Source organism: Plesiocystis pacifica SIR-1 (assembly GCF_000170895.1).
In the GTDB taxonomy this organism is placed as follows: Bacteria; Myxococcota_A; Polyangia; order Nannocystales; family Nannocystaceae; genus Plesiocystis; species Plesiocystis pacifica.
Map to the genome: position 1 here is coordinate 90,896 of NZ_ABCS01000011.1, position 25,867 is coordinate 116,762.

At 71.1% G+C, this 25,867-nt stretch carries 17 protein-coding genes; 8 read left to right on the forward strand and 9 right to left on the reverse strand.

What is annotated here, in order from left to right; translation table 11 throughout:
• Positions 1–41: 41 nt before the first annotated feature.
• The 3 genes from PPSIR1_RS07835 to PPSIR1_RS07845 form a co-directional block, all read right to left on the reverse strand.
• Positions 42–1,508 carry a DUF1254 domain-containing protein gene (locus PPSIR1_RS07835; protein ID WP_006970484.1) on the reverse strand — a complete coding sequence of 489 codons (1,467 nt, stop codon included), beginning with the start codon at positions 1,506–1,508 and terminating at the stop codon, positions 42–44.
• A gap of 101 nt (positions 1,509–1,609) precedes the next feature.
• Positions 1,610–2,581, reverse strand: coding sequence for an AraC family transcriptional regulator (locus tag PPSIR1_RS07840; RefSeq protein ID WP_006970485.1), 972 nt, complete (start codon positions 2,579–2,581; stop codon positions 1,610–1,612).
• A gap of 64 nt (positions 2,582–2,645) precedes the next feature.
• Positions 2,646–6,548, reverse strand: coding sequence for a serine/threonine-protein kinase (locus tag PPSIR1_RS07845; RefSeq protein ID WP_086001115.1), 3,903 nt, complete (start codon positions 6,546–6,548; stop codon positions 2,646–2,648).
• A 255-nt stretch (positions 6,549–6,803) separates the two neighbouring features.
• Between PPSIR1_RS07845 and PPSIR1_RS07850 the strand changes: the two genes are divergently transcribed.
• The 4 genes from PPSIR1_RS07850 (at position 6,804) to PPSIR1_RS07865 (ending at position 13,827) form a co-directional block, all read left to right on the forward strand.
• Positions 6,804–7,841 (forward strand): DUF1365 family protein, encoded by a 1,038-nt coding sequence (locus PPSIR1_RS07850; protein ID WP_006970487.1) that lies wholly within the window; start codon positions 6,804–6,806, stop codon positions 7,839–7,841.
• 108 nt (positions 7,842–7,949) lie between these two features.
• A complete protein-coding gene (locus PPSIR1_RS07855) occupies positions 7,950–9,431 on the forward strand; it encodes a proline-rich domain-containing protein (protein ID WP_006970488.1) in 1,482 nt (493 codons plus the stop codon).
• A gap of 194 nt (positions 9,432–9,625) precedes the next feature.
• Positions 9,626–11,347, forward strand: a complete 1,722-nt coding sequence (locus PPSIR1_RS07860) for a C45 family autoproteolytic acyltransferase/hydrolase (RefSeq protein ID WP_006970489.1) — start codon at positions 9,626–9,628, stop codon at positions 11,345–11,347.
• A gap of 314 nt (positions 11,348–11,661) precedes the next feature.
• The gene (locus tag PPSIR1_RS07865; RefSeq protein ID WP_006970490.1) at positions 11,662–13,827 is read left to right on the forward strand and encodes a WD40 repeat domain-containing protein; all 2,166 of its coding nucleotides are present in this window, start codon (positions 11,662–11,664) and stop codon (positions 13,825–13,827) included.
• Here the strand turns inward: PPSIR1_RS07865 and PPSIR1_RS07870 are convergent.
• From PPSIR1_RS07870 to PPSIR1_RS07880, 3 genes are read right to left on the reverse strand one after another with little or no spacing between them, the layout of a single operon-like run.
• A complete protein-coding gene (locus PPSIR1_RS07870) occupies positions 13,824–14,090 on the reverse strand; it encodes a hypothetical protein (protein WP_006970491.1) in 267 nt (88 codons plus the stop codon). The genes PPSIR1_RS07865 and PPSIR1_RS07870 overlap by 4 nt on opposite strands.
• 8 nt (positions 14,091–14,098) lie before the next feature.
• Complete coding sequence (locus tag PPSIR1_RS07875) at positions 14,099–14,893, reverse strand: pyridoxine 5'-phosphate synthase (RefSeq protein ID WP_045115590.1); 795 nt, start codon at positions 14,891–14,893, stop codon at positions 14,099–14,101.
• A gap of 10 nt (positions 14,894–14,903) precedes the next feature.
• Positions 14,904–16,445, reverse strand: a complete 1,542-nt coding sequence (locus PPSIR1_RS07880; protein WP_006970493.1) for a replication-associated recombination protein A — start codon at positions 16,443–16,445, stop codon at positions 14,904–14,906.
• 138 nt (positions 16,446–16,583) lie between these two features.
• On the opposite strand from PPSIR1_RS07880, the gene PPSIR1_RS07885 reads away from it, so the two are divergent.
• Positions 16,584–17,714 carry a hypothetical protein gene (locus PPSIR1_RS07885; protein WP_157595310.1) on the forward strand — a complete coding sequence of 377 codons (1,131 nt, stop codon included), beginning with the start codon at positions 16,584–16,586 and terminating at the stop codon, positions 17,712–17,714.
• 6 nt (positions 17,715–17,720) lie between these two features.
• Here PPSIR1_RS07885 and PPSIR1_RS07890 read toward each other — a convergent pair whose 3' ends face one another.
• Positions 17,721–21,080, reverse strand: a complete 3,360-nt coding sequence (locus PPSIR1_RS07890) for a carboxypeptidase regulatory-like domain-containing protein (RefSeq protein ID WP_006970495.1) — start codon at positions 21,078–21,080, stop codon at positions 17,721–17,723.
• An 81-nt stretch (positions 21,081–21,161) separates the two neighbouring features.
• The gene (gene alr, locus PPSIR1_RS07895) at positions 21,162–22,370 is read right to left on the reverse strand and encodes an alanine racemase (protein WP_006970496.1); all 1,209 of its coding nucleotides are present in this window, start codon (positions 22,368–22,370) and stop codon (positions 21,162–21,164) included.
• A 184-nt stretch (positions 22,371–22,554) separates the two neighbouring features.
• Between alr and PPSIR1_RS47515 the strand changes: the two genes are divergently transcribed.
• Positions 22,555–23,703 (forward strand): hypothetical protein, encoded by a 1,149-nt coding sequence (locus PPSIR1_RS47515; protein ID WP_006970497.1) that lies wholly within the window; start codon positions 22,555–22,557, stop codon positions 23,701–23,703.
• A 78-nt stretch (positions 23,704–23,781) separates the two neighbouring features.
• Here PPSIR1_RS47515 and PPSIR1_RS42125 read toward each other — a convergent pair whose 3' ends face one another.
• Positions 23,782–24,504: a Crp/Fnr family transcriptional regulator gene (locus PPSIR1_RS42125; RefSeq protein ID WP_157595311.1), complete on the reverse strand. Its 723-nt coding sequence runs from the start codon at positions 24,502–24,504 to the stop codon at positions 23,782–23,784.
• 359 nt (positions 24,505–24,863) lie between these two features.
• On the opposite strand from PPSIR1_RS42125, the gene thiS reads away from it, so the two are divergent.
• Both thiS and PPSIR1_RS07915 read left to right on the forward strand, forming a co-directional pair.
• Positions 24,864–25,067, forward strand: coding sequence for a sulfur carrier protein ThiS (thiS, locus tag PPSIR1_RS50065; protein ID WP_006970499.1), 204 nt, complete (start codon positions 24,864–24,866; stop codon positions 25,065–25,067).
• A 6-nt stretch (positions 25,068–25,073) separates the two neighbouring features.
• Positions 25,074–25,865, forward strand: coding sequence for a thiazole synthase (locus tag PPSIR1_RS07915; protein ID WP_006970500.1), 792 nt, complete (start codon positions 25,074–25,076; stop codon positions 25,863–25,865).
• Positions 25,866–25,867 lie beyond the last annotated feature (2 nt).

A 25,867-nucleotide genomic window follows, 5' to 3' on the forward strand; every position in this document is an offset into this window, starting at 1 on the left:
CTCTACCTTGCCCCCGCTGGCACAGGCGCGAGTACCCAGCGTCATGGGAGCGGCAGGACCGTGGGCGGCGTCCACGACCCGTCGATGATCGCCTCCGACGGCCAGTACGCGCGCAGCGTGAGCTCGAAGGGCCCCTCGGGCGCCGGCAGCCAGTTCGACGCGGCCGCGTCGAGGGGCGCCGTCGCCTGAATGCGGATGTCCAACGATCCGTCGGGGCCGAGCTCGAGGGCCTCGTGCGAGCCGACGACGTAGCGGTCGATCGGGTTGTCGACGAAGTAGCCCTCCGAGTCGTACATGGAGATGGACCAAAACGCGCCGACTGGCGGCAGCTCGCCGGGCTCGAAGTGGATCGAGTATTCGCGCTTCGAAGCGTCGAGTTGCCCGCCCAGCGGCCCCCGCGAGGCGTTGAAGTAGACGGCGTCCTCGCGGCGGTTCGCGCCCAGCCCGATCTGCGCGACCACGGCCCGGGTGAGGTACTCGGTCCCGTAGTCGCCGAGCGGGACGTCCGCCGAGGGGCTCCAGGGGCTGCCTGGCAGCCCCACGTCGGCCTTTGCCAGGTCGATGATGTTCTGCCCGGTCGGGAGCCCCTCCGCGAGCCCTTCGCGGATGTGTGGCGGGAGCGCGTCGTAGTCGAAGCCCCCGGGCTCGATGCCGATGGCGCGCAGCTCTTCCAGCAGGGGGGCGTCGTCGACGGACGGGCGCTGCGCGGCGAGGAGCTCGGCGAGCTCGCCGAAGAACTCCCTCGCGCTCATCGAGAGCACCTGCTCGAGGGGGGGCGTCTCCCGATCGATGGCGTCGTCAGGCACCCCCGGAGCCGGCGTGTACCCTCCGCCGTAGGCGCTGAGCGGCCGCAGGTCGATCTCGGCCTGGATGTCCGCCACGTTGGCCATGTCCAACTCGGAGAAGACCTCGATCCGGCCGATCATCCACACCAGGTCCGTCGGGGCGCGGATGGGGGTGAGCTCGTCGGGGATCGGGCCGTCGTAGTCGGGACCGACGATGGCGTAGGTCGTCGCCTGATTGTCGTTGGTGCGCGTCCCTGGGGCCGCGAAGGCGTTGGTCCACGCGTCGAGCATGGCGAAGAGCGTGAAGCGATCACCCTCGACGTCGGGGACGCTCAAGACCAGGGGCTCTGCCGAAAGGTCCAAATACGCCGAAGAGTAGACCGTGTCGCGGTTCGGCCGGACCACGGTCCGGAAGCTGGCGTCGGGGAGCCCAACGGCGTGAGAGAGCTGGTTCATCGGCGCGCCGTCTGGGCTCGGCTCGGGCACCGCGGTGAAGACCTGTCGCGTCCGCTCGTTCAAGACGAGCGGGAAGCCGTATACGTAGGCCTTGGCGGCGATGATCCGCGCCTGGGCGCGGGTCCCGACGAGGACCTCGCGCTCGTCCTCTTCACAGCTCGACGAGGGCTCCTCGTCGCCGGGCAGGCAGGGATCACAAGCGCTCAGGCCGAGCCCCGCGACGAGGTAGGCGGCGGCCGAGAGCGGGATACGAATGTTGATGGGCATCGTCTGATTCCTTTCGCGCCTCGTGGCGCTGAGGTCAGACTAGGGAGCCGATCGGGTCGCGGCATTGTGACAGCCGGCCAAGAAATTGACCGGACTGGCCATCATGGATTTCGTCGCTTGCGAAAGCGTCCGGGGGGCTCGCCGACCCAGCGCGCGAAGGCCCGGGAGAACGAGGGGCTGTCCGCGAAGCCCAGCCGTTCGGCGATGTCCGAGAGGCTGATCTCCGGCTGCTCGAGCAGCGCGATCGCCCGGCGCCGGAGCGCCGCGTCTCGCTGCTCCCGGAACGAGGTGCCCGCCTCGGCGAGTCGCCTCCGGAGCGCGCGCTCGGACACCCCGAGGGCTCTCGCCAGCTGCGCCGCGCTGCGCAGTCGGGGCTCGTCCTCGAGCAGCCTGCGCGAGCGCTCGGCCAACGACTGGCCCTCGGGGAGGCGCGCGAGCTGCTCTCGCACCTGCCCGACGATGAGGCGGTTGGCCACCGGCTCGGCCGAGACGACGGGGCGCTCCAGGTCCTCGGTGCGGAACACGACGCGGTGTTCGGGCGCGTCGAAGGTGCACCGCATGCCCTCGGGGAGCCCAACCTCCCGCCAGCCCTCGGGAGCCGCGACCGCGAGCTCGCCGACGATCGGGACGACGCGGCCGGTGAGGTGCGACGCGACCCCTTGGACTCCGACGATGCTCGCCACGAGCGCGATGTCCTGGCACCGCCCAAAGTCCCCCGGTACCGACAGGTAGAGCGTGGCCTGGCCCTCGCCGGAGACGAAGTCCAGGCGAAAGGCGTCGCTTTGGGCGGGCAACAGCTCGACCAACTGCCGGAGCGCGTCGCCCAGCGTCGCCGACGTCATCAGCGCGAAGCCCATGAGCCCGAGGATGGGGACCGGCGCCCGCGCGCCGAGCCGGATGCCGAGGCCGGGGTCCTTGGTCAGCTCGACCGCCCGCGCGAGCAGCTCTCCGGCCTGGGCGGCGGTGAGCCGGGCGCTCGGCGTCGCCAGTGCGTCGAGGGTCCACCCGAGCGGCCCAAACAGCTCCCCGGCTGCGATCCCATATTCGTCGTCGAGCAGCTGCCCGAGGCTCACCGCGTGCGCGGCTCGAATCGATGTTTCGCCCGCCTTCGCCATCGCCCGTTGTCACACGACCGAGCTATTTTTTAGTCAGCTTCGTCATCCGAGCTGGCGCGACGACGTTGAGGAAGCCGTCGAGCTTGTGCTCGTCGACCATGTCCTGGCTGTCGAAGTAGGCCGCGGCCTGGGCGAGCAGGCGCGGGCCGTCGCCCTGCTCGCCCAGCACCTGGGCCCGGCGCATGCGCGTGGCAGCGACGTGGCCGGCCATCTGGTGGCTCTCGAATAGCTTGGAGGCCTCGGACCAGCGCGCCATGGCCTCGTCCTGGTTGCCGCTCATGGACGCCAGCCCGGCCTCGATGTTGGCCACGTGGGCCGTGAGCACCGGGTTGTTGACGGCGCGCAGCTTGCCCGCCAGGCGCTTGCACTTGCGGGCGTAGGTGGAGCTGTTGCGCAGCAGCGCGCCGACGAGCAGGGCCCGGCAGTAGAGCTCCTGGACGTTGGTCCGGCACAGGGCGTTTTGGTCCAGGAAGGTCTTCTTCATCTGGGCCAGGGTGGTCGTCGACAGCTCGATGGCCTCCTCGGGCTCGCCGTCGAGCATGAGCGCGCGGACCTTGCCGTAGTAGGCCCACACGTCGCCAAACAGGTAGCGGCCCGGGTTCCAGTCGCGCATCGACTCGGCCAAGATGGCGTGGGCGCCCTCGGAGTCCCCCGTCAGCACCCGGACGATGGACTCGAAGGAGGACACCTCGATCATCGCCTGCATGTCGCCGGACTCGCGGGCGGCCTCGATGATGCCCCGCGAGCGCGCGCGGAACTCCTTGAACTCGCCCTTCATCACCATGGTGTAGAGGTGATGGATGGTCGCGGTGCGTCGCTGCCAGGCGGTCCCGGGCATGCCCTCGGAGCTCTCGAGCACCTTGGTGTGGAGCCGGGTGCTCATGGGGTAGCGGCGCTCGAACCAGTGCACGCTGGCCTCGCACACGTCGATGAAGGCGGTCAGCGAGGGGTCGTCGATGTTGGCGGCGAGGCGGCGGGCGACGGTCAGGTGCTCCTCGACCAGGCGCCAGTCTCGGCCGGCGACCTCGATGACGCACTGGTAGGCCAGCGCCCGCGCGACGCGGCTGGGCTCGCCCGTGTTGAGCGAGAGCCGGAGCATGCGCAGGTGGAACATCACGCTGAGCAGCACCTCCTGCGTGGACAGGCCGTTGACCACGGCCCAGCAGGTGTCGATCTGGTCGAGGGTGCGCGCGTCGACCTCGGCGGCGGACTTTTGGTTGAAGTCGAAGCCGCGCATCTTGACCCGGGTCTGCTCCCAGACCAGGCCCGAGATGGCCGCGGCCTTGCCCACGGGCATGCGCATGCCGACGGTGCGCAGCAGCGCGTCGAGCTCTTGCAGGCCCTCGTCGACGTGGCCGGTCTTGATGAGCTGGTCGGCCGCGACGCGCCGGAACTCGCGGGCCCGGGCGGGCTCCTCGCGCTCGGTGTGCTCGGCCAGGGTCAGCAGCAGCTGCGAGGCCTCGTGGGCCCGCCCGACGTTGATGAGCTGGTCGGCCAGGCCCTCGCGCAGGTCGGTGATGCGGTCCATCCCGCCGTCTTGCGCGGCGAGGCCCTCGGCCTCGAACAGCTCGACGGTCTTGCGGAACAAGCTGACGGCGCGCTCGAAGGCCAGAGAGTTCGCGGCCTGCTCGGCGGCGCGCTCGTAGTAGTCGACGGCCTTGGCCCGGGCGCCGCCGGCGTCGAAGTGGCCCGCGAGGCTCTCCGCGTCGGCGCCCGCGCGCTCGAGGGCCTGGGCCAGGCGCAGGTGAATCTCGCGCAGGCGGTCCGGATCGAGCTCGCCGACGGTCGCCTCGCGGATGCGGTCGTGGGCCGTCTCGAGCTTGGCCCGGCCGGCCGTGGACGAGCCGCGCATGCGCAGCAGCTCGGCGTCGCGCAGGGCCGGGAGGAGCTGGGCCGCGTTGGGGATGTCGGCGGCCTCGAACAGCACCGCGCGGGGCACCGGGCCGCCCGCGACGGCGACGAACTCGAGCAGCCGGCGGCTGTCCGCGTCGAGCTTGAGGATGCGGCGGACGACGAGCTGGTCGAGCTGCTCGGGGCTCGTGCCGTCGGCCGAGACCCCGTAGATCATCTGCTCGAAGTAGAACGGGTTGTTGGCCGAGCCCGCGGCGTAGGCCCGGGCCCGCTCCTCGTCGTAGTCCTCGCCCATGAGGGCGCGGGCGAGGTGCAGCGTGTCCTCCTCGGACATCGGCCCGATGAAGACTTCGCGGACGTCTCGACCCCACAGCGCGGTCGGGGCGTTGAGGGCCTGGAGGGTGTCGCTGGTCTGGAGCTCGTCGCGGTAGGAGACGATCATCAAGACCGGGGGGCCGCCCGGCGGGCGCAGGATCTCGTTGAGGAGCTTGGCGCTGTCGACGTTGCCCCAGTGGAAGTCGTCGATGAAGACGATGGTCGGGCGGCGCCGGCCCAGACCCGAGAACAGCTCGCGCAGCGCCGCAAAGGCCCGGTGGCGCAGCTCGTGGGGCTCGAGGCCCACGGTCCGCCCGTGGTCCGCGGCCCACAGGTCGCCGAGCACCGGGAACAGGCGCACGAGGGCCGCCGGGTGCTGGGGCTGGAGCTCGATGAGCGCCTCGCGGGGGAGCTGGCGCAGGTGCACGCTGAGCGCGTCGACCACGGCGTCCACGCCCTTGTAGGGCACGGACTCGCGCTCGAGGCAGCGCCCGCGCAAGAGCACGGCGGCGCTCCCCTCCTTATGGCGCACCTGGCTCATGAAGTGGCGGATGAGCGCCGACTTGCCGTAGCCGCTGCGGCCGCGGACGTGCACCGTGACGAGCTGGCTGTTGACCTTGCAGTCGGCCCAGGCCGTCCGCAGCATGGTCATCTCCGCCTTGCGCCCGACGAACTGGGTCTTGCCGAGCATGCTGCTCGACAGGCTCGCCGAGATGCTCATCGACATGCTCATCGACATGCTCGGGTCGAGCGCCTCGGGGTCGGCCCCGTCGAGGATGGCGAGGATCTCGGCGCCCCGGGGGCGGTCCTCGGGGAAGCGCGAGAGCAGCCGCCGGCACAGATCGGCGAGGTCCTCGGGGACCTCCTTGACGACCTCGGTGACGTCCGGCGGATCGAACTCGCGCTTGGCGAACAAGAGGTGCGTGAGCGTGCCGCGGAACGGTCGCTTGCCCGACAGGCACTCGAACAGCATCACGCCGACGGCGTAGTAGTCGGCCGCAGGGCCGGCGCGCTCGAGCCCCGCCTGCTCGGGGGACATGTAGGCCGGCGTCCCCATGATCTGGTCGTCGGGGTCGTCGGATTGCGCCTCCGAGTGATCCTGGACCAGGCCAAAGTCGAGGACGACCACCCGCCCGTCGGGGGTGACCAGCACGTTCGAGGGCTTGAGGTCCCGGTGGATGCACTCGTTTTGATGCAGGTGGCGCACGCCCAGCACCAGCTGGCGCAGCGCCCGGCGCAGGCGGGAGAGGTTGGGCAGCTCCCCGATCGGCGTCTTCCCGCGGACGTAGTCATCGAAGGACACGCCGTCGACGAGCTCCATGGTGAAGAAGGTCGCGCTGTCTGGGAGCACGACCAGCTCGCCGAGCTCGACCAGGTTCTGGTGCTGGACCCCGGCCAGCGCCCGGAATTCCTGCTTGAAGCGGTACAGCATGCTCGCGCTGGTCCGCTCGAGGTACTTCAGCGCGACGAGGTCGTGGGTCTCGAGGTTGATCGCGGCGAACACCTGGCCCATGCCGCCCGCGCCGAGCTGGCGCTCGACCCGGAATTTCCCCAGCGTCTCACCTGGAGACAGGGCGGGCTCGTCGGACATCCCGTGTGCCGCGATGGTGTCGAGCCCGGCCGGCGTCACGGGGCTGTTGGTGCGCAGCTGTCCCCCGAGCGCTCCCCGCGTGATCGTGAGCGTGTCCTGACGCAGAGCGTCACCCGTGTCGACCAGGTGGTGGTCGTCTGCCGCATCCGGGCCCCGAGCAGGCGCCATGGGGAGCACACTAACACGCCGACGGGCCACCCACCTCTGGTTTGGGGACGATGTTCCTCCCCCGGATCGACGGGCGCTCGCCTGGAGACACCGCGGCGGGCAGGCCAGGCCGGTGCAACTTGGTGGATCAAAGCTGCGAATGACGCATGCAACGGTGCCGCTGAGGCGGTCGCTATCGCCCCCTCATGGGCTTTCCTGCTAATGTTCCGCGCCGTGTCCGACCGATCATCCCTCCCGCCTGGACATCCAAGCGCCATGGGCGATCTCGTGGCCGAGCTCGTCGATGACGTCGGCCGATTCAAGAAGGTCCTCGATCGCGCCTTCCCGGGCGAACAGATCGACGAGGCCGATCTCGAGGCCCGCCGCGAAAAGATGCGTCGCAGCCGGGCCAAGGCCCGCTCGGACGAGGCCCGAGCCAAGGGCGATCAGCCCGTCGAGGCCGACTCGAAGGCCCTCGTCCCGACCGACGCCGAGACCGAGGTCGCGCGCCTGCAAGAGGAAGCCCGGGGCAAGCACACGCTCTACGCCGTGACCGCCCGGCACAACCGGACCAAGCCCTTCAGCTCGGACTTCGTCGGCCACGCTCAAGCGGTGCGCGTGACCTTGCCGCCCACCCTCGAGGCCGCGCAGCCCATCTGGACCCACTACGGCGTGGTCAAGAAGGACGACCACCTCGCCTTCTCGATCGAGGAGATCGTCGCCGGCCACGCCGAGCGCTTTGGCCGGCGGCCCAAGGTCGAGCGCGTCGACCTGATCACCGGCGCGCGCCACCACGACCTCGATCGCTTCGCGCCGCTGTCAGTGTTCCTCGCCTACGAGCACGCCGACGATGACGTGCCCATCTTCTACGTCTACGAGAGCGGCAGCGCCCAGGGCAACCCGGCCAAGCTCTACTGGGCCGAGGCCCTCGACGCGACCATCATCGACACGGCGGGGTTTTTGTTCACCCCCTTCGCCCGGGTGAACAACATCTACAAGGGCCGGCTGATCATGAACCGGGCCAAGACCGAGCCCAGCTTGCTGTCGATCAACATCGCCCTCGATGAGGACTTCGAGAAGCACTACATCCAGATCACGGCGAGCTACGCCGTGGTCGAGCCGGGGCCCGTCTACTGGCCGATCACCACGCAGATCGAGGCGGCCATGCGGGTGTTCGCCATCGCGCAAGGCATGGGCTGCGAGCTCGAGCTGTGGGAGCGGGGCTTCGCCCAGCTCGGGCGCTCGACCCTCGACTGGATCACCGAGCCGCCGCACCGAGGCAAGCCCCAGGGCTACTCGGGCTGCTCCCAGTAGCTCCAAATCCCCGGGAGAGAAGTAGCCGGGCGGTCACGCCGACGATAACGCTGCGCGTACACTCGAGCCTGCTCGGTGTGCGCGTTTTGCGATAAAACCGTCGGGACGATGGCTACCGAGCTCGACCTCACCGATCCCGAACACCTCGCGCTCTTGCTGCGCCACGCCCTGCCCGGCTTCGAGGACACGACGGCCGCCGAGGTGGCGCCGCACATCGACGCCCTGCGCCAGAGTGACAACGACGCCTTCTCGCACGTCGGCGTGGGCAAGAAGGTCGAGGAGAAGTCGCCCTGGGACGACCCGCAGATTCCGGACCCGAACCAGGACCCTGCTCAGAACCCCAAGCAGGACGAGCCCAGCCCGGACGAGCCCGTTCAAAACGACCCCGTCGAAGACAAACCGCTCCCTGGGGTCCCGCCCAAGCAAGAACAAGAGCAGCAGGACGACCCCTTCCAGGGCGACCCGCCCAAGCAAGAGCAAGCGCAGCAGGACGACCCCTTCCAGGGCGACCCGCCCAAGCAAGAGCCGCTCGAGAAGACCGACGAGGAGGCCAGCAAGCTCGACGCGGAGAGCATCAAGGCCAAGCTGAAGGCGCCCAAGCTCACCCCCTCCAAGCTCGAAGCCCCCGGCAAAGAGGCCACAGACCTGCCCCTCGATCTGGGCGGCGTCGGCGAGCTGCTCCAAGAGCCCTGGGAAGTCACCACCGAGTCCGCGGGGCCGCCGATCCTCGCCCGGCGCGGCTGGACCGAGATCGATCGCTGGCACGCCAAGGGCAAGCACGTCATCTACGCCATCGAGGCGGAGCACGACCGCACCGAGCCGATCCACTCGAAGTTCACCGGCCGCTGCCAGGCCGTGCGCGTGACCCTGCCGCAGCGCAAGCCGAGCGCTTCGGCCTTCATCGGCACCTGGCTGGGCACCATCGAGGCCAAGGACCACCTGCTGTTCTCCGTGGAGGAGGTGGTCAACGCCTACGATGACGAGTTCGGCAGCGAGCCCACGGTCGGGCACGTCGAGCTGATTAGCGGAGCGCGCTTTCGCGGCCGCCGCTTCGTGCCCGTGGCCATCTTCCTGGCCTACGAGCACGCGGGCGACCAAAAGCCGCTGTTTTACATCCTCGAAGGCGGCAGCGCCCAGGGCCAGCCCAAGGCCCTCTACGTCTCGCGGGCCATGGACGCCGAGATCCAGCACACCGCGGACTTTTCGTTCACGCCCTTCGCCTGCAAGTCCAACTGGTACGACGGCGGCCTGGCCATGGACAGCTCCGGGAGCGAGCCGGCGTGCGTGTACCTGACCGTCGCCCAGCAACGGGACGGGCGCTACGGCTACCTGCGGCTGTCGGCCCAGTACGCCCGGGACGACAAGCTGCGCCGGGTCATCCACCCCTTCGAGGTGCAGATCGAGGCGGCCATGCGGGTCCTGGCCATCGCCGAGGTCATCGGCTGCGCGCTGCGGACCAAAGCTGGCGCCGATTTGACGCCGGTGCTCGGGCCCGTGACCAAGGCCCTGCTGCCCTGGGACGAGCGCCCCAACGGCGACGCGAACTCCCTCGATCGCGCGCGCTACTGCGGCTGCCCGAAGACCCGCTAGAGCCCGCGGATTCGCAGCTCGCGCAAGCGCCGTGGGACACGCCCGCGCCGCAGACGACTCGAGCGCTGGCCCGGATGACCATCATCACGGGCGAGCGCGAACATCCCGTCGCGCTCACCCGTAGGGCGCTCTAGAGAGGCTCCCCTGCCCCGCCCCTTCGCCGCCTCGCCCCCAGAGGCTATAACTCGCCGCCGATGGCTACCCGCCCATCCTTCAGTCAGGCCTCCGAGGGCCGCAGCGTGCTCGCGCTGCTGCGGGTCCTGGTCGTGGTTGGGGGCATCTTCTCGATCATCGCCGCCCTCGCCTACTCGGGCTACGTCGGCTACACGGACCTCGAGCCCGCGGAGATCGAGCTGCAAGAGCAGGAGCTGGTCGTCGACGAGACCGGGCGCCGGGTCGACTACGGGCGCTCGTGGCTGGCCCGTCGCGGCGGGTTGTGGGTGCTGCACCTCGAGGGCTCCCCGGAGGACATGGGCGACGCCCACGGGCGCCTCGCCGGGAGGCTGTTTCGGGCCATCGACGACCGCGTGCGCGGGACCCTCGACGGGCGCTACCACGGGTGGATCGAGAGCTGGGCCGAGCTCATGCTGCTGCGCTGGGACTACCGCGGCGCCGACGCGGCCCTGCCCCACCGCACGCGCACGGAGCTCTCGGCCCTCGCCGCCGCCCTGCCCGAGGACGAGGACAGCGAGCTCGAGCCCTACCACCGCCTGTTCCTCTACCAGTGCTTCTTCGACCTGACCCAGCGCCTCCAGGACGTGGTCGTCGAGGGCAGCATGTTCGCCGTCACCCCCCGGGCGACCAACTCCGGGGTCGAGGCCGGCAACCTGGTCATCGGGCGCACGCTGAGCGTCGACTTTGGCCCGGACTTCGAGCCCGACCGGGTCGTCGCCTTCCACTACCCCGACGGCAAGTACCCCTTCGTGTCCGTGGGCTGGGCGGGCCTGGTCGGGGTGGTCACGGGCATCAACGCCCGCGGGGTGTTCGTCGCCGCCAACCCGGCGCGCACCGACGACGCCAGCGAGGCCAACTCCGTGCCCCTGCCCCTGGTCCTGCGCCAGGTCCTCGAAGAGGCCGACACCCTCGAGCAGGCCGTCACCATCCTCGAGGAGGCCGAGCTGCGCACCGCGGGCATCGTGCTCATCGGCGACGGGGTCCAGCGCAAGGCGGTCATCCTCGAGGCCTCGGCCCGGGCCGAGCGCGACGAGGCGCGGGTGCTCCGGGGCGACGACGAGCAGGCCATCTGGGCCACGGACCACATGATCCGCGAGGTCTTCGAGGCCGACGCGCACAACGACCGGATCCGGCGCACGACCTCGAGCGGCTACCGCTTCGAGCGGCTGACCGAGCTGCTCAAGGCCCCGGGCACCTTCGAGCCCGAGGACGCCGTGTCGATCCTCCGCGACCGCCGGGGCCTCGACAACGCCGAGCTCGGCCTGGGCAACCGCAACGCCCTCGAGAACCTGCACACCACCCAGTCGGTGGTCGTCGACGCCACCTCCATGGTCCTGTGGGTCGCCGAGGGGCCGTCCAACCTCGGGCGCTACCGGGCCTTCGACCTGCGCCACCTGCTCGCGCGCCAGGGCAGCCGGCCCGCCGCGCTCGCGGACTTTGGCGCCGACCGCCTGCTCTACTCCGAGGAGTACCGCGACTACGGCGAGGCCCTCGAGGGCATCGACTACGCCCGCGAGCTCCTCGGCCTGGGCCGGCCCGAGGAGGCCCTCGCCGCGGCCCAGGTGTCTTTGGCCCTGGCCCCGGACATCGGCGAGCTGCATCGTTTGTTGGGCGACATCGAGCGCGAGCTCGAGCACCCCGACGAGGCCAAGGTCCACTACCGCCGCTACCTCGAGCTCGTCCCCGGGCGCCAGCGGGACCAAGAGCGCGTCAAGGGCATCATCGACGAGCTGGGCGGCTGAGCGCTGCTTTGCCCCCGCGGGCGTCTCGGACCGGGGGCGCTTCGTCGCTCCGCTCCTCCGCTTTGGCTTGGTCGGCAATGGGGTTCGTGCCTCTGCGGGGGCTTTCTTCGCCCCCTGAAGGGGGCGAGGGGTCGTTCACAGCCCTGGAGTCGGGGGGGCGTGGGGAGGAAGCACTGCGCGCTCCTTGTCGGCGGCTATCATGGGTCGTGAGCCGCAATCGACTGGCACTGCTCGCTGGCCTCGGCCTGGTCGCGTGCGCGACGAAGCCGGCACGGTCCACGCCTGAACCTGCCCCTGCCGACACCTCGAACGAGGTGAGCGCGGAGGACGAGGGCGAGATCACCGACACCCCCGCGAGCACCGAGGGCGTCGTCCACTACGCCCACCCCGAATTCGGCGCGAAGGTCGAGACCTGGCTGGCCCTCGGCGAGGGCGCCCCCGGCGAGGCGCCCCTCGTGGTCGCCTACGCCGACGGCTCCGTGCGTTTGTGGGACGTCGCTGCCGCCCGAGCCTCCGACCCGGTCGAGCCTTTCCCGGGCGCCAGCCCCTTCATGGCGACCTCTGTCAGCGCCATGTGCGAGAGCGCCGCGGGCGTCGTCGTGGCCAGCTACGACGGCGCGCTCACCCGGCTGCGCGTCGACGGGGACAGCCTCGCCCTCGAAGCCCCGCGGATCGCCAACGATTGGTGCGGGGAGGAGGCGTGCGAGATCGACGAGCTGGTCTGCAACCGGGGCTCCGAGCGCGTCGCCGTGCTGCTCTACGAGGGCGGCGCGCGGGTCTTCGACGGCCTCGAGCGCGTCGAGGATGCGCGCAGCGTGGACGATGTTGGCGGCGTGGCGCTCTCGCCCACCCGAGACGAGCTCGTCCTCGCTCGCAGGCGGAAAGGAGACGACGACCACGCCTACGACTTCGTGCGCGTCGCCGCGCCCATGGACCCCAAGACCGCCCTCGCCCGCGACGGCCAGCGCCTCGACTGCGAGCTGTCCGACGCCGTCTACGGCGGGGCCGTGCTGGCCTTTTCGAGCGACGGGGCCCAGCTCGTCGTGGGCCGCAATACGGACGGCTTCCCGGGCAAGCTGTGCGCCTTTGGCTTCGACGGCGCGGGCAAGCTGACGAAGCGGCGCGAGCTCGCGGTCAGCATCCCCGACGCCGACTGCGACTACTGCTCGTTCACCACGATCGACGCCCTGCGCTTCGTCGACGGGCCCAAAGGCGCTCCCGCGCTCGAGGCGGAGGTCGACGGCGGCTGGTCGGGCAAGGACGACTACGTCGAGTACGAGGGCGTGCTGACCTGGCGACTCGACGCCGCGGGGACGACCAAGGCGCCCCTCGAGCCCGCGCTGCGCGAGGCCGAGGACGCCCACCCTTCCCCCTACGTCAGCGAGGGCTCGCGCGTCCTGGTCACGCCCAAGGGCGCGTCGACGCAGAGCCTCCCGAACTGGGGGTCCGAGGACGCGCGAGCCTACTCCTGGATCCACGCGATGAGCCTGAGCGAGGGCGCCGAGGGTCCCGTCCTCTACCTCAGCCGCGGCGCGGACGAGCTCGTCGAGTACGGCGCCAGCGACCCCAAGCCGCGCCAACGCTGGGCCTTCGACTACGGCACCGAGCTCGCCCCGGACGCCCTGGCCGTGTCCAGCGACGGCGCCCACGCGCTGATCGGCGTCCCGCCTCTGTTCGAAGAAGGCCACGACGAGTGCGGGCCCCACGACGCCGCCCCCGGGGCCTTCTTCCACGCGCGCCTGAGCCCCGAGTCCGAGCTGCGCGAGCTCGACCGGCACCTCGAGCGTGGACACGTCCCGCTGGCTTTTGTCCCCGACACCCACACCGCCGTGGTCTGCTCCGCCACCTACGACCTGAGCGAGCACTGGTCCAACTGCAGCGATCCTTCGCCGCCGCGGACCAGCGAGCTCGCGTACATGGACCTCGACGAAGGCACCCGCGAGCTGCTCCCGGTCCGCCTCGGCACCTGCCCCCACCGCAACGCCCTCGCCCTCGACGCTGGCGAGAGCGGCCCCCGGCTCGCCGTGCTCCACCTGAGCGACGACGACGAGGACCACGACTGGGGGTGGGGGCCGTTCTCGGTCGAGGTCGTGGCCATCGACACGGGCGCGCCGATCTACCGTCAGGACCCCAAGGACGCCCGCGAGCTCGACGACTACGCCCTGTCCGAGGACGGCCGCCGCCTCGCCCTGCTCAGCGATGGGCGCGTGACGGTGATCGAGGTCGACACGGGCGAGAGCCTCGGGGTCATCGAGCCCGGGGGCTTCCGCGTCCTGGGCGTGTCCGTGGCCCCCGACGGTTCGCGGATCCTTGGCAGCGGTCCGGGCGGACTACTGCTCCAGGCCACCGTCGGCGAGGCGAGCTTTGGCGCGCCCGCGAAGCTGCACCGAGGTACGGTCCTCGACACGCGCTTCGCCTCAGACGGCAGCTACTTCGCCGCGAGCAGGGACCGATCGGCCTCACACTGGCCGGCGCCCTAGCAGTAGTGCTCTGGGTAGTGAATCGAGAAGTCGTCGCCGAAGATGACCGCCCGCGGCAGGTAGGTGCCGGCGTAACTGAAGCCGCCCTCCCACACCTGCGCCGTCGCGTAGGGGCTGGACGTCCCCGAAAGATCGATCGAGACGGCCTGGTTTCGCTTGGGCGCCAGCGCGGTCAACAGCGCCTCGAAGGCAGGCAGCGAGGCCTGCAGTTCGGTCTGGACCGCGCCGTAGGGCGCGTCGCTCGGATAGTAAACGCGGGCCATGGCCGTGCCTACCTTGAGCCGTCGTGGACGACGCCACGCCCTCCCTGCCCCACGTCCACGACTCCGCGCCCTTCGAGGATCGCCAGGTACTCGCGGACGACGGGGTCGAGGCCCTCGAAGATCGCCCGGGAGATCAGCGCGTGGCCGATCGAGACCTCGTCGAGGTGCGGCAGCGTGGCGAACAGGCCGAGGTTGGCCAGGTCGAGGTCGTGGCCCGCGTTGACCCCCAGCCCCCGCTGGTGGGCGTGCTCGGCCGCGCGCACGTAGCGGGCGAAGCTGGCCCTGGCCGCCTCTTCGCCGGCCTCGAAGGCGCGGGCGTAGGGCTCGGTGTAGAGCTCGACGCGGTCAGCCCCGAGCTCGGCGGCCCAGTCGATGGCGGCGCTCTCGGCCTCGACGAACAGGCTCACGCGGATGCCCGCGCCCTTGAGCTGGGCGATGACCGGCTCGAGCAGCTCGCGGTCGCGCTGGGGGATCCAGCCGGCCTCGCTGGTGATCTCGCCGGGGCGCACCGGGACCAGCGTGCACTGGTCGGGCTCGACCTCGAGCACCCGCTTCATGAGCGCCGGCCGGGGGTCGCCCTCGATGTTGAACTCGACGCGGTCGCGGTGCGGCGCGAGGAAGCTGGCGACGTCGCCGATGTCCGCGGCGGTGATGTGGCGCTCGTCTTCCCGCGGGTGGATCGTGATGCCCGGCGCGCCCGCTTCGACGCACACCCGGCAGGCTTCGACCACGCTTGGCACGCTTCCTCCCCGGGAATTGCGGACGGTAGCGACCTTGTTGACGTTGACGCTCAGGCGAACCACGAGGGACTTCTTACCCGCTCTCGGCCTCGCCGTCATCGCCACGCCCGGGCTGCGATTGCGGTGTGTTCGAGTTGTCCGGTTCGGACTGGGGAGTCTCGACTTCGGGCTTGGGAGTCTCGACTTCGGGCTCGGGCCTCGCCTTGGGGTCGACTCCGCTGTCACCGGGGGGCGGCTCGCCGCGGAGCCGGGCCAGGCGCTGCTCCGCCCGCCCCTCCCAGCCGTAGCGCGTCGAGTGGACGTAGCGGCGGCCGTCACCCCGCCCCAGGTGATCGCGGAGCCGCTCGGGCAAGTGGCTGCGGTGGCGCGGATCGACGTTGCCCTCGAGGTCGTGGGGGTAGCGGTAGCCGCTGCCGTAGCCAGCCTGCTTCATCAGCTTGGTGACCGCGTTGCGGATCTCCATGGGCACGGGCAGCGGCCCCCGGCGGCGGACCTCCTTGCGCGCGGCGAAGTAGGCCTTGATGGTCGCGTTGCTCTTGGGCGCGAGCGAGAGGAATACGGCCGCCTGGCTCAGGGGCAAGACGGCCTCGGGCATGCCGACGAAGCGGGCCGCGTCGGCGCAGGACTGGGCGACGACGATGGCCTGGGGCTCGGCGTTGCCGACGTCCTCGGCCGCGAAGATCACCAGGCGGCGGGCGACGAACTCGAGGGGCTCGCCGGCCTCGAGCATGCGCGCCATCCAGTACACGGCCGCGTCGGGATCGCTGGCGCGCATGCTCTTGATGAACGCAGACGCAATGTTGTAGTGCTCCTCGCCGTCCCGGTCGTAGCGCAGGTGCGACTGGCCGAGGGCCTCGGCGACGAGCTCGGGGCTCAGCTCCCGGGCGGTCCCTTCCTCCCCTTCCCCAGCGTCTGGGTCGGCGTCCGGGACCAGATCGACGGCGAGCTCGAGGCTGTTGAGGGCCCGCCGCGCGTCGCCCTGAGACGCCAGCGCGATGGCCCCGAGCAAGCGGTCGCTGGCCTGGACCTGGCGCCGGCCGAGGCCGCGCTCGTCGTGCTCGAGGGCCGCCCGCAAGATGTCCACGAGCTGCGGGATGCCCAGAGCGCGCAGCTGCACGACCCGCGCGCGGCTGAGCAAGGCCGCGTTGACCTCGAAGCTCGGGTTCTCCGTGGTCGCGCCGATCAGCGTGCACACGCCGGCCTCGACGTGGGGCAGCAGGGCGTCTTGCTGGGCTTTGTTAAAGCGGTGGATCTCATCGACGAAGAGCAGGGTCGCCCGGCCCTGGTAGTCCCGGCGCTCGCGGGCTCGCTCGACGGCCTTGCGCAGGTCCTTGACCCCCGCGTCGGTGGCCGAGAGGGTGTCGAAGTGGGCGCCGGTGCGCGACGCGATGATCCGCGCCAGCGTCGTCTTGCCCGTGCCCGGCGGGCCCCAGAAGATCATGCTCGGGATGCGGTCGCTCTCGACGACGCGTCGGAGCAGGCGCCCGGGTCCCGTGAGGTGCTCTTGGCCCACGTAGCCGTCGAGGTCCCGGGGCCGCATGCGCTCGGCCAGGGGCACCAGCGCCGGGTCGCTGCGGCGGGCGTGGCTGAACAGGTCCTCGTCGCGGGCGGACATCGGCGCCCGGAGGCTACTCTGCGCGCTGGGAGGGAGCCAAGTGAGCGACAACGGGGCGCGAAGAGCCCGCTTTCAGACCTGCCTCACGCACCCCAGACGCGCTTGTAAGCGCCCAGTTGCGCCGCTACGCTGCGCGCCATGCTCCGCTCTCGCCTCCTCCGGGGTCTTCGTCTCGCGCTCCCCATGGCCGCTCTGTTGTTCGTGGCCCCCCCGATGTCCGGGTGCAAGAAGGCCAACCTCGTCGAGCTCGAGGTCCCCGCCAGCGGCGTCGAGCTGCGCTACGACCTCCAGCCCGGGGCCACCTTCGACGGCAAGATCCTGCGGCGGGAGACCCTCTCGTCTCGCGGCCAGCAGCTCAACCGCTCCCTGAGCTTCACGGTCCAGCTGGTCGTCCGCGGCCTCGACGAGAAGGGCAACGCCCTGGTCGCGGCGACCATCGCCAACATCGACATCGACTGGGTCGTGCCCGGCATGCCGATGTCCATGGACGAGTTCGCCCAAAAGTCCAAGCAGCGCCTCGAGGGGGCGACGATCCGCTTCTTCGTCGAGCCCAGCGGCCGCGTGTTCGACGTGCCCTCCGCCCCTCCGGAGCTGTCCGACCCCGAGGCCCAGGTGCTCGACTCCGTGCTCGAGGGCCTGACCTCTGCGTTTTTTGTCGTCCCGGAGGAGAAGCTCGCCGGCGGCGGCACCTGGGAGAACAGCGACACCCGCGGGCGCGAGGGCAAGCTCGGCAAGTACATCGTCGAGACCAACCGCGGCGCCCTCGAGGGCATGTTCGAGGACACCGAGGCCAACTTCTCCTTCGCCCAGCTGGGCATCGAGCGCGACCGCACCGAGACGACCACGACCAAGGACGGGTCCAGCGAGATCCGCGTGCGCGAGACGACCACGGTGCAGTTCGACACCGGCGCCAACTACCTGCGCTCGCTCGAGAGCAAGATGACCCGGACCCAGGGTCCCACGGTGACCACGGTGCGCTTCCAGGCCGACTGGGAGCGCGGAGCCTCCTCGCCGGTGGCCGCGGACATGGGCGGCGGCGACGCGCCCCCGGCCGACGCGGGTGCGGGGGACGCCGCGGCCAACGGCGACGCCAGCGTCCAGCGCATCGACGACCCCTGCAGCGACGACTACGTCGGCCCCGACGACTGCCTGGACCCCTGCAGCGTCAACTACATGGGCGAAGAGGCGTGCGAGAAGGCCGAGGACGGAGCCGGCGAGGCGCCTGCCGAGGGAGCCCCGGCCGAAGACGCCGCGGCGCCGGCCGAGTAGCCCTCGCTAGCCCTGCTCGCCTTCGGGAGCCGCCTCTGCGGCTCCCTTTTTTTCGTCCTTGGCCCGGGCCTTCACGCTCAGATCGAGGCGCTCGCCGTCCCGGCGCAGCTCCAGGCGGACGCTCTGCCCCGCGCGCACGCGGCTGTTCGAGAGCTTCTGGGCCGCCGTGCCGGCGCCGAGGCTGGCCACGGACTCGCCGTCGATGGTCAGGACCTCGTCCCCGGGCACGACCCCGGCGTCCTCGGCCGCGCCGCCCACGTCGATGGAGCGGACCCACAGACGCACCGGCGCGGGCTTGCCCGGCTCGGCCGGCTCCGGATCGGGCTCCTCGTCGCTCGCCTCGAGGTCCGTCCCCGGCGGCCGCGGGCGCTCGTCCCAGGTCGCCGTGGTCACGCGCATGCCCAGGTCGCCGCGCTCGTCCCGGGGCACGGACTCGGTCTGCGTGCCCTTGACGGTGCCCAGGTCGAGGGTCTCCCCAGGCTCGAGCTCGAAGTCGACGACGGCCACGGCCGCGGCGCTGCCCAGGTCGATGTCCGGGTCCATGAAGGTCAGCGTGCCCTTGCCCGGCGGCACCTCGTCGATGACGAAGCGCCCGTCGTAGCCGGTCTTGGGCCCCTGCCCCGTCAGCAGGCCCATGCCCCCCTGCCCCCGCGAGGCGTTGCTCTCGGTGGTCATCAGCACGGCCATGCCGCGCAGGGCCTCGCCGTCGGCGGCGTTGATGAGCTCGCCCTCGAGGCTGCCCCAGGCGTCGAGCTGGAGCTCCACGCGCTCCCGGGAGCTCTCGCCGAGCTCGACCAGTGTCGTGGCCGAGCCGCCGTCGGCGGTGACGACGATCTCGTACTTGCCCGGGTCGAGGCGGTCGAAGCTGAACTCGCCCGAAGGATCGTTGACCCGGGTCGTGCGCGAGACCGAGCCGCTGAGCGCGACGGTGTACTTGGGCACGGCCTTGCCCTTGGCGAGCACCTTGCCGTCGAGGCCGCCGAGGGTCTCGAGGGTCAGGGTCACCCGCGTGCCCACGCCGACGCCGGGCGAGACCCCGTCCTGCGTGGCCCGGGCGCCGCCCCGCTCGCCCTCGGCGACGAGGTTGTAGGCGCGATCGCGGCGCAGCTCGGTGATCACGAAGAAGCCGTTTTCGTCGGTCAGCACCGGCGGCTCGGCGAAGTAGGCCGACTGCGTCCAGTCCCGGCGATCGGCCCGCTCCTTCTCGGGGGTCACGCCCTCGACGGTCTCGGTCTCCTCTTGGCCCGGGCGCATGGCGGCCATGAAGGCGTCGGAGCTGACGTCGAGGGCCGCGGTCACGAAGGCGTCGGGCACCGGGACGCCGTCGGCGTCGACGACCTGGCCCTCGATGAGCCCGTCCCGGGGCGACACGCGCAGCTCGAGGAAGGTGTCGTTGACGGTGTCCTCGATGTTCAGCTCGAGGGGCTGGACCTCCTCGTCCTCGCCGCTGCCCTTGGGCTCGGGGCCGGCCCCGGGCGCCCAGCTCATCGCCCGGCCCTTGCTGTCCTTGACGATGACCAGGTGCTTGCCCGGGTCGAGGCCGCGCACGGAGTAGCGCCCGTCCTCGCCCGTGGGCGCAGCGCCCGTCTCCGGACCGCCGAAGTTCATCTGGATGTCGCCGGGGCCCTCGGGGTCCGCCGGGGTCACCGAGACCGTCACGCCGGCCTGGGGCGCGCCGGTGGAGTCGAGCACCGTCCCGGCCACCGTGGCGCCCTTTTCCATGGCCACGGTCACGCCCTCGAGGTCCTCGCCGCCGAGTTTGACCTCGAGCTCGCCCTTGTAGCCGTCGTCGCTCTCGGCGGTCAGGGTCAGGGGGCGGCCGCCGCTGAGGCCCCCGCCCGGGGTCAGCGGCCCGAGCTCGAACTCGCCGTTTTCGTCGGCGATGGCCCAGGCCATGCCGTCGGCCATCATCCCGCCGAGGTTGCCCAAGCTGGCCTCCTCGGGGTTGGGGCGCAACGCGATGCGGGCCTGCCGAGGCGGCTCCACACGACCCCGGATGCGCACGCCGGTGTCGAGCTCGATGAGCAGATCGGTGATGTCCGAGTCCTGGACCACGGCCGTCGCCCCGGTCAGGGTCAGCAGGTTCTCCTCCCCGACCGCGCCGACTTGGAAGGTGCCCGTGGGCACGCCGAGGATCTCGAAGTAGCCGTCGCTGCTCGTCGGCGCCGTGGCCACGAGCAGCGCGGGCGGCTGGAGCTGCCACGCCCCCACGAGCACGCCCTCGATGGCGCCCTCGGGGTCGCCATCGGGGACCACGAAGCCCGAGAGGGTGTAGGCGCGGTCGACCCACAGCTCGACGCCGGACACGGGCTCGCCGATGCCCACGGCGACCTCGACGGGGCTGGTCGTCGCGTAGCCGGCCGCCGCCGCCGAGATCTTGACCACCCCCGAGCGCAGGCCCCGGAGGCGGAAGCGGCCGGCGTCGTCGGTCACGACCACCGAGCCGTCGAGGCTGATGTTGGTCGTGAACCCGCCCATGCCGCCCATGCGCGAGTCGGCGAAGGTCACCCGCGCGCCGGCGACGGGCTTGCCCCCTTCGGCGCCCTCGGCCCGGGCGAGCACGACCCCCTCGATGGTCCCGCCGGGGACCAGGCGGAAGTCCTCGGTCCGCGCGGCGTCGAGGACCTCCGTCAGCCGGACGTCGCCGACATAGTCCGCGTGCAGCGTGGACATGGCGTAGCGGCCGTTGGCCACGGACACGGAGTAGCGCCCCTCCTCGTCGCTGATGACGGCCAGGGGCACCTGGCGAAAGCCAAAGTTGGCCCCGCCGGCCTCTTGGATCTGCACGAGCACGCCCTCGATGGGGCCGCCGTCGATGTCCGAGATGGTCCCCGAGATCGGGTTGCCGCCCGCGCGCAGGGCCAGGTCGAAGGTGCGCGCGGCGTCCTTGGCCTTGGGCCCGAACACCTGCACGTCCGCGCGCTGTCCGGGCAGGAAGCCGTCAGCCGTGGCAGAGAGCAGGTAGCGCCCGGGCAGCACGGCGTCGAGCTGCCAGCCGCCGTTGGCGTCCGTCACGACCATGAGCGGCTGCGAGGGCTCACCGGCCTCGGGCGCCTGGCCGCGGAACACCCCCTTGCGCGAGAGCAGGACCACCGCGCCCTCGATGCCCTCGCCGTCGTCGGCCCGGGTCACGCGGCCGCCGATGCTCGCTGGCGCCTCGAAGTCGAGGCCATCGGCGGACGAGCGAAGCGCCCGCTTGCGGCGCAGGGCCTCCGCGGGATCCACGGTCTGCGCGACCTCCTCGTCGGCGTCCTCGGGGCCCTCACTGCCCCTTTGCTTCCACAGCAGGGCCGCCGCGATCACCACGGCCAGGACAATCCCGCCGATCACGGCCCACTTCATCGTCGAGGAGTTGCGCTCGGTCATCCTTCGCTCGCAGCAGCGCCATCCTCGCATGTCACGAGGACGCGGCGCTCCCTAGAGCGTGTCGCTCGGCTGCGTTTTGTCTCAGAGGGGTCGTCGAGGAACGCGCTTGGACAGGCCGCAGGTGACCTCGTAGGGGATCAGCTGGGCCCAATCGGCGAGCTCGTAGAGGTCGATGCGTTCCCGCCCCTGGGTCCCCATCAAGGTCACCCGCTCGCCTTCCCGGGCGTCCGGCAGCTCGGTGACGTCGACCATGGACAGGTCCATGGTGATGTTGCCGACGACGGGGCAGCGATGCCCGCGGATCAGCATCTGCGCCCGGCCGCTCATGGTCCGCGGGTAGCCGTCGCCGTAGCCCACGGGCACGATGCCGAGGCGAGAGGGCCGATCGAGGACCTGGCGGTGGCCGTAGGACACGGCCGTGCCCGCCGGCAGCTCGCGGATCCCCAGCAAGCGCGAGTGCACCCCCATGGCCATGCGCAGCTCGGGGAGCTCGACCGCCCGACTCGAGCCCGCGCCGTAGAGCGCGATGCCGGGTCGGACCATGTCGAGGTGGGCCTCGCTAAAGCGGACCAGGCCGGCGCTGTTGCACACGTGGCGGATCGAAGGGTGGATGCGCCGCTCGCCGAGGACGCGCAGGCAGGCCTGGAAGCGCTCGAGCTGGCGCGCGCTGGTCAGGGCGTCCTCCGCATCGTCGGCGCAGGCGAAGTGGGTCATGACCCCCTCGATGCGCAGCTCGCTGGCGGCGTGGGCCTGGTACCAGTCCAAGAGCGCGCCGAGGTCTTCCGGCAGCACGCCCAGGCGAGACATGCCCGTGTCGATCTTGATGTGCACCGGCAAGGTCGCCGCGCCGCTGCGGCGGACGGCCGAGGTGAGCAGCTGAAAGTGCTGCGGCGACCAGACCACCGGGGTCAGGGCGCCGTGGACGATGACGTCCTCCGAGCCCGGGTGGACGCCGCTGAGCACGAGCACCGGCGCCCGGACGCCGTGCTGGCGCAGCTCGACGCCCTCTTCCACCAAGGACACCGCCAGGCCCCAGGCGCCGGCGTCGACGAAGGCCCGGGCGCTCTCGACGGCCCCGTGGCCGTAGCCGTCAGCCTTGACCACCGCGAGCACCCGGCAGCGCTCCCCGACGTGGGCCTGGACCGTGCGCAGGTTGTGGGCCAGGGCGCCCTCGTCCACGGACGCCCAGGTCGGGCGGACCTCGACGCTGCGTGGTTGGCGACGCTCCCGAGAGCGGCGCTCGGGGCCGGTGTAGGCCAGGGCCTTGGGCTGGGGCTGAGAGTTGCTCACGGGCGGCTGACCGGGACAGAGTAAACAATCGTTGGTCTCGGTACAGGAGTCCGGAGACGAGCGGAGGGAGTTCACGCCGAAGGGCACGGCGCCCGGACGCACCGGGCCCTGCGATGCTTCCCACCGCGCGGACCTTGGCGGACCTGTGCGACACTCGCCGTTGGCCACTTGGGGTCCTTGGGCGATGTCGAACACCAGCACTTTCCGTTGTCTCGGGCCCCTCGCCCTGCCCCTGCTCCTCGCTCTCGGCGCGTGCCCTGCGGGCTCCGGCGACGACGGTGGATCCGAAGACGCCGCGGACGAGGCCGGCGAGACGGGCACGACCTTGCCGGACGGGACCCACTGCGCCGCCGGCTACACCTGCTGGCCCGACCCCGCCGAGGAGGTCGTGTGGGTCATGAAGGACGACGGCAACGTCAACGGGCCGACCTGCAAGTCCGTGTGCGAGGGCGCCCTCGGGGAGAACTGTGCCTTCAACGCTTGCGACGCCGGGCGCCCCGTCGCCTACCCCGACATGGCCAGCTTCACCCCCGTCGCCGAGGGCCTCGGCTTCGCCTGCAAGCCCGGGGGCTGCTGGGACTCCGTCGCGCCCTCCGAGGGCCTCTACCTGGTCTCGATCGACACCGACGAAGAGGGCGCGAAGAGCTGCTACTTCCCGACCGAGACCGAGCAGCGCTGCGACACCCACCCCGGCAACGCCAACTGCTTTGGCGAGCGCTACTCGGCCGTGTGCCCCTGCGTCCCCAAGCCCCTCGACGAGGCCTGCGAGTGGGAGTGCCCGCCCAACCACACCACGCAGGCGACCTGGAAGACCGAGGGCAGCAGCTGCGTCGAGCGCATCAACTACTGGCGCAAGCGGGCCTGCGAGGAGGGCTGGGTCGAGTGCCCGCCCGCCGGCCTCCCGCCCATGGTCGAGTGCACCGCTTGCCACGAGTGCGCCAACTCGGAGGCCCAGTACGACTCGCAAAACGGCGCCCACGCGTCCTTTGGCCGGTGCGGCGAGCACGTCCAGGGTGAGGGCGGCGGGGCGACCTGCGCGGACGTCATCGACGCCTTCATCAGCGAGCGCGCCCCCGACGAGAACGGGGTCATGCGCTGCCAGGGCCACTGCGGGCCGATCGTCGCCGCGGGCTGCCAGACCTTCTTTTGGGGCAAGGCCCAGGACTCCAACTTCCACACCCTCAACTGGCGCTCGTGCAACGTGGACACCTGCCAGAGCTACTGCGACGAGCACCCCGGGGAGTGCTTCACCCACGAGAGCTCGCCCGCGCTGACCTGCGACGACCCGGGCGTGGACGCCGAGCCCAACCCGGACATCGCCGCCTGCGGCTGACTCGACCTGACTCAACCAATTCAAACGACGGCCAGCGCGGACGCGGACCGTCGAGTGCGGTGGAGGGCCAGGCTCAGCTCAGGGCGCGGCGCTGTTGCCCATCAGGGTCTCGCCGAGGATCATCCGGCGACCGCTCGAGCTGAGCAGGCCGTTGCGAGCCATGGCGCTGAGGGTGCGCGACACGGTCTCGCGGCACGAGCCGACCATGCGGGCGAGCTCGGACTGGGTCGGGACCGGGGCGAGGATCCAGCCCTCGTCCGCCGGCGAGTGCCGGCCCTGGCGCTTGGCGAGGCGGACGAGGGTCCGGCGCAGGCGCTCTTCGACGTCGCACAGGGCCAGGCCGCTGGCCACGGACTCGACCTCGCTGAGCTTCTCGCTCATCAGCTTCATCAAGCGCACGAGGGTGTTGGAGTCCCGGCGCAGGTGGGCCGAGAGCACGTCGGCGGGGATGCGGGCGATGTCCGTGGCGACCGCGGTCACGGCGGTGGTCGAAGCGCCGACGCCCTCGACGGCGCAGGACTCGCCGAACACGTCACCCGGCCCGAGGGAGGTCAGGATCAGGTCGCGGCCTCCGTCGGCGGCGCGGACCAGGTTCACCCGGCCGCGGAGCACGACGTAGAGCCCGTCGGGCTGCTGGCTCTCTCGAATGATGACCGTCTGGCTGGGCTTGCGGGAGCGCACGACGCTCCGGGCGAGGACCTCGATCTCCTCGTTGCGCGCGGCGGTGAACGGCTCGATGCAGGCGAGCATGTCTTCGACGGACATGCGTTCGAGGGGGATGGACGGGCGGCGGCTCTCCATACGCCGGTGATACAGAGCACAGACCGTGCCAGGACAGCGGACGCCTGCATCTAGACCTAAGTCGTTGAAATCATTACATGGTCGTTTTTGCCCCACCCGACCCAGGATTGGAGATCGGCTGTTGTATGCACGCCACAGGTGGTGGGGACGAGCAACTGTGCCCTGTGATGCACGCCACGGCGTGCTGGCCCGTACACGTAGCGCCCGGCCCGCATCCTGCATTGGCTTTCGTCATCGAGGGTCAAGCGTTGCCTGCGAGCAGCGATCGTCTCAGGTCTGGTCAACCCGCTCGCCGGAGAGTGCGCGGACCGGCTCCCTCCGCTCACCCCAGGCGCGCGCTTTCGAGTAGGGTTCCGCCCGTGCCGACGATCGTCCTGAACGGAGATCCACGCCCCACCCGCGACGGGCAGACCGTCGCCGAGCTCATCGCCGAGCTCGGCCTCGACAGCCGGCAGGTGGCCGTGGAGCGCAACCGCGAGGTCGTGCCCCGAGCCGAGCATGGCCAGACCCTGCTCCTCGACGGCGACCAGCTCGAGATCGTGACCTTCGTCGGCGGAGGCTGAGCCCACATGACCGAGCAACGAGACACCCCCCCGACGTCGACCTGGAAGCTGGCTGGCCGCGACCTGAGCTCGCGCCTGATCGTCGGCACCGGCAAGTACGAGGACGCCGAGGAGACCAAGGCCGCGCTCGCGGCGAGCGGCGCCGAGATCGTGACCGTGGCCCTGCGCCGGGTCGACCTGAAGGCCAAGGACAACCTGCTGAGCTGGATCGACCGCGATCGCTACACCCTGCTGCCCAACACCGCGGGCTGCTACACCGCCGACGAGGCCGTCCGGACCCTGCGCCTGGCTCGGGAGCTGGGCATCGCCGACATCGTCAAGCTCGAGGTCATCGGCGACCCCACGACCCTGCTGCCCGACAACGAGCAGACCCTCGTCGCCGCCAAGATGCTGATCGACGAGGGCTTCACCGTGCTCCCCTACTGCTCGGCGGATCCCATCGTGTGCCGCAAGCTCGAGGAGATCGGCTGCGCGGCGGTCATGCCCCTGGCCGCGCCCATCGGCTCGGGCCTGGGCATCCGTGACCCGCACAACCTCGAGCTGATCATCGAGGCAGCCAACGTCCCGGTGATCGTCGACGCCGGCGTGGGCACGGCCTCCGACGCGGCCGTCGCCATGGAGCTCGGCTGCGACGGCGTGCTCATGAACACCGCCATCGCCGCGGCCAAGGACCCGATCAAGATGGCGAACGCCATGCGCCTGGGCATCCAGGCCGGGCGCCTCGCCTTCGAAGCGGGACGGATGCCCAAGCGTCGCCACGCCCACGCCTCGAGCCCGACCATCGGGCTCATCGAGTAGCG

Coding starts and splice junctions, on each gene's coding strand:
- PPSIR1_RS07850 (WP_006970487.1), top strand. CDS start 6,804: ATGGGCGATCTCGTGGCCGAGCTCGTCGATGACGTCGGCCGATTCAAG.
- PPSIR1_RS07890 (WP_006970495.1), bottom strand. CDS start 21,080: ATGACCGAGCGCAACTCCTCGACGATGAAGTGGGCCGTGATCGGCGGG.
- PPSIR1_RS07915 (WP_006970500.1), top strand. CDS start 25,074: ATGACCGAGCAACGAGACACCCCCCCGACGTCGACCTGGAAGCTGGCT.
- PPSIR1_RS07845 (WP_086001115.1), bottom strand. CDS start 6,548: ATGGCGCCTGCTCGGGGCCCGGATGCGGCAGACGACCACCACCTGGTC.
- PPSIR1_RS07870 (WP_006970491.1), bottom strand. CDS start 14,090: ATGGCCCGCGTTTACTATCCGAGCGACGCGCCCTACGGCGCGGTCCAG.
- PPSIR1_RS07835 (WP_006970484.1), bottom strand. CDS start 1,508: ATGCCCATCAACATTCGTATCCCGCTCTCGGCCGCCGCCTACCTCGTC.
- PPSIR1_RS07855 (WP_006970488.1), top strand. CDS start 7,950: ATGGCTACCGAGCTCGACCTCACCGATCCCGAACACCTCGCGCTCTTG.
- PPSIR1_RS07860 (WP_006970489.1), top strand. CDS start 9,626: ATGGCTACCCGCCCATCCTTCAGTCAGGCCTCCGAGGGCCGCAGCGTG.
- PPSIR1_RS42125 (WP_157595311.1), bottom strand. CDS start 24,504: ATGGAGAGCCGCCGCCCGTCCATCCCCCTCGAACGCATGTCCGTCGAA.
- PPSIR1_RS07885 (WP_157595310.1), top strand. CDS start 16,584: ATGCTCCGCTCTCGCCTCCTCCGGGGTCTTCGTCTCGCGCTCCCCATG.
- PPSIR1_RS07880 (WP_006970493.1), bottom strand. CDS start 16,445: ATGTCCGCCCGCGACGAGGACCTGTTCAGCCACGCCCGCCGCAGCGAC.
- PPSIR1_RS47515 (WP_006970497.1), top strand. CDS start 22,555: ATGTCGAACACCAGCACTTTCCGTTGTCTCGGGCCCCTCGCCCTGCCC.